Here is a 3,661-nt window from a genome sequence, read left to right as displayed (position 1 = left end):
GGGGAGACGCGGGCGTAGATGCTCACCTGCTCTACGACTTGTTCGAGTTCTGGTTGGCTGAGCCTTTGCAATTCTTGACCGCTGAGAACGCGATCGCCTTCATTGGCGATACCCAAATCGTAAGCGATCGCTTTGGCAGTCAGTTGGTGGTCGCCGGTAATCATCACCGTTCTAATGCGAGCCTGCTTACACTTGGCTACCGCTTCCCGCACTTCCGGACGCGGTGCATCGAGCATTCCCACTAACCCCAACCAGATGAGATCCTGTTCGATCGATTCATCCGGTTCTGCGGGTGTTTGGGCACCCAAAGGTTTGTAGGCAAAACCGAGTACGCGCAAACCTCGACCCGCCATCTGGTTATTGCGATCGAGAATTTCCCGGCGTCGGTTTTCCGTCAGTGGAACTTTGTCAGATCCCACCTGCGATGAAGCGCAGCGTTCCAATATCAGTTCTGGAGAACCTTTTGTGTACATCACCAATACAGAAGAGGAACCCGGTTCCCCCGCTTCTGCTTCCCAATCTCCTGTTCCCGTTCCCCGACAAATCACGCTCATGCGCTTACGTTCGGAGGAAAAAGGAATTTCGGCTACGCGAGGCATTTGGGAAGTTTGGGATTCTTTTTGGATATTGCCCTTACCTGCCAGAGTTAGCAGCGCCCCCTCTGTCGGGTCTCCTAAAATTATCCAGTTACCGCCTTCCCGTCCGCGTGTGTTGTCGGCTTGACACTGCAACTCGGCGTCATTGCACAGCACGCAGGCTAACAGCAGGGTTTGCAGTTCGGGATATCGATCGCTCGCGACCGGTCGATCGTCCAATTGAAAGTCGCCTTTGGGGGTGTAACCTTCGCCGGTGACGCGGAATGTGACATCGCCGGTGGCAACTTCCTGCACCACCATTTTGTTTTGAGTAAGGGTGCCGGTTTTATCCGAGCAAATAGTGGTCACCGAACCCAATGTTTCTACTGCGGGCAGTTTGCGAATCAGAGCGTTGCGGCGCACCATACGCTGCGTTCCCAATGCCAAAGTTACTGTAATTACAGCTGGCAAACCTTCTGGAACTACAGCTACTGCCATACTCAGAGAAACTTCCACAAGTTCGATAAACCTGTTTAAGTTCCAGCCGCTTTGGAATAAACCGATCGCTACTACAAAAGCGACTAAAATTAAGGAGCCGCTTACCAAGACATTGCCTAGCTGACCCATCCTTTGTTGCAAGGGAGTAGGTTCGCTTTCCACACCTTGCAGCATGGCGGCGATCTTGCCGAGTTCGGTCTGCATTCCGGTGTTGGTAACGATGACCTTAGCGCGTCCTTGGACGACTTCAGTACCTTGAAAGACGAGGTTGATGCGATCGCCCAAAGATGTCTCTTCGTCGAGTTGCAATTGCGATCGCTTATTTACTGCCTCCGCTTCCCCAGTCAGCGCGGACTCGCGGATTTGGAGATTGGATTCTTCGATCAAACGTCCGTCTGCTGCTACCTGGACTCCGGCTTCCAGGAGCATGATATCTCCCGGTACAAGTTCCTTGGCGCTGACTTCAATGGTTCTGCGATCGCGAATAATTCGCACCTTGGGAGAAGAAAGGCGTTTGAGGGCGGCAAGTGCTTTTTCGGCGCGACTTTCTTGCAGGTAGCCCAAAACACCGTTGAGGATCACAATTGCCAAGATGGCGATCGTGTCTTTGAAGGGAACTTCACCGCCAGACCCTCCTGGCTGTTGCAGCTTGACTAAATCTACGATACCGGATATCATTGCTACGCCGATCAGCATCAGTAGCATAATGTTGGTAAACTGATCGAGCAAGATCTGCCAAGCACTGCGACCGCCGGTTTCTTGCAGTTCGTTGGGGCCGTAGGTTTCCAAACGTTTTTTAACTTCGGCGTCAGTCAAACCGGAATCGCGATCGCTCTCCAGTCTGCGAACGGTTTTCTCGGCATCCAAGGTGTGCCAAGCTACTTCCTTTTCTCCTGGGGAAATGGCAGCAGGTGAAGAAGCGCCGCTAGGTGTTGCCCACAAGACGCGCTCTTTTTTGCGATCGGATTTGAGCAAACCAATTATCCAACAAGCGCCACCCACCAGCAGACAGACATAAGGCAACCATCTTATTAGTTGAGCTGTAAATAAGTTAATTCCAATACCGCGTGGATCTGCAAGGTTGGTACTGCCTGTAATCAGAACGCACTGCTGGTTTGACCCAGCGCAAACTAGATAACCGGAGGCATAGGCTGCGGCTATGCCTATTAAAGAGATCGGTACTGCTGCTATCAGTAAATTTGTCTTTTTCACGTTTACCTCTCTACTCTGAGAAACTGAGCTCGTGGGTTGGCTGAAAAATATTGTCGCCCTACAAGCTAAAGCCGGAATAAAGTTGGCTTGTGCGGTGGCTTAAAAATATAGTTGCCTCACAAGCCGCAATCAAGTTGATGGGAGTGAGGGTTGGATTAGGGGCCCTGGGGATGCCACCCATCGAACACCTCTTGGGAGATCGAGTCATAGTTGCCGCTTCCCAAGTAAAGCTGGCGTCAATCCAGATCGCTGCGATCGAGTTGGAGCGATCCATCCCTTTCCTGCCTATGCCAGTTGTGCGATTTGTCGGACAGAGACTTAACAAGAGCAGATGAGGTCACGGGAAATTCGAGAACGCCTACAAAAATTAATCATAAGGTTTTAGTTTGATACACGGATGCCATCAGAGCGCTCATTCAGTTAAGCCTGGAATTTCTGGCGAAGTGGGGACGAAGACTGGCAAAGCTTGTGGTATGAGGCGAAATTTAGCCGGAGTGTAAGTGGTAAGCTCTCCATCAGTATTAATGGGACGAGGTTTAACCGTAATCACTTCAAACTCTTCTCCTTCCAGAGTGCGAACACCGAGCCATTGTGGGTGCTGTCCCAGACTGAGAGCCAGTAGCTGTAGCAGCAATTGCCACCAGTGCTGAATTTCTAGGCTGTACAGGTCTAGCCTTTGGTCGTCGATCTTAGCGTCATCGCGGACAAGCATACCACCGCCGTAGTATCGTCCGTTGCCTACAGCAATTTGCACGGTTTTGACGCGAATTGTCTCGTCACCCTGACGGATATGCGCCCAGAAGGGTCGAGCTTGCCAAATGGCTTGGGAAGCAGTTGCCGCATAAGCGAGTTTTCCCCAACGTTGCTTTACTTCTTTTGTTAGCTGTTCGGTAATTTTGACGCTCAGTCCCAAACTGGCAACATTGAAGAAATGTTTGCCGTTCACCCAGCCTAAATCGATCCGCTGTATATGACCGTCGGCGATAATTTGGCAAGCTTCGGGTAGATTGGGGGGAATGCCGAGAGTGCGAGCGAGGTCGTTAGCTGTTCCCAAGGGGAGGATACCCAAGGGCAGTTGCGTTTCCAGGAGAGCATCTGCGGCGGCATTGAGGGTACCATCGCCGCCACCGACGATCGCCAAATCGACGCGATCGCAGTATTTGTGAATCAGTTTGGGTAGATGCTTTGGCTGTTCGGTAGACTCCTCAAACAACTGGAAGCCTAACGCTTGCAATTGCTCGATCGCCTGGGAGAGGTTTTGTTGACCTCGCCGGGAGTGACGGTTTACTAACAATAGGGCTCGCCGATTCATCTGGGCCAGGGGTTAGGGGTTAGGAGCTAGGGGCTGGGGGCTAGAAAAAGTCAAAAGTCAGGCA

At 51.7% G+C, this 3,661-nt stretch carries 3 protein-coding genes; all 3 read right to left on the bottom strand.

Annotated features, from left to right (window positions below):
• Window positions 1-1,940, bottom strand: a 1,940-nt coding sequence (locus H6S82_RS23785; protein ID WP_242057088.1) for an HAD-IC family P-type ATPase, incomplete at its 3' end; no start/stop codon positions are given.
• Between the two features lie 403 nt (window positions 1,941-2,343).
• The gene (locus H6S82_RS23780; protein ID WP_190462807.1) at window positions 2,344-2,559 is read right to left on the bottom strand and encodes a hypothetical protein; all 216 of its coding nucleotides are present in this window, start codon (window positions 2,557-2,559) and stop codon (window positions 2,344-2,346) included.
• A gap of 138 nt (window positions 2,560-2,697) precedes the next feature.
• A complete protein-coding gene (locus H6S82_RS23775) occupies window positions 2,698-3,597 on the bottom strand; it encodes a lipid kinase (RefSeq protein ID WP_190462809.1) in 900 nt (299 codons plus the stop codon).
• Window positions 3,598-3,661: the final 64 nt, after the last annotated feature.

Origin of the sequence: Planktothrix sp. FACHB-1355, assembly GCF_014748295.1 — a bacterium.
Taxonomy (GTDB): domain Bacteria; phylum Cyanobacteriota; class Cyanobacteriia; order Cyanobacteriales; family Aerosakkonemataceae; genus Aerosakkonema; species Aerosakkonema funiforme_A.
The sequence above is the reverse complement of the archived record's forward strand: the minus strand, read 5'-3'. Positions and strand labels throughout refer to the sequence as shown.

Coding starts and splice junctions, on each gene's coding strand:
- H6S82_RS23780 (WP_190462807.1), bottom strand. CDS start 2,559: ATGGATCGCTCCAACTCGATCGCAGCGATCTGGATTGACGCCAGCTTT.
- H6S82_RS23775 (WP_190462809.1), bottom strand. CDS start 3,597: ATGAATCGGCGAGCCCTATTGTTAGTAAACCGTCACTCCCGGCGAGGT.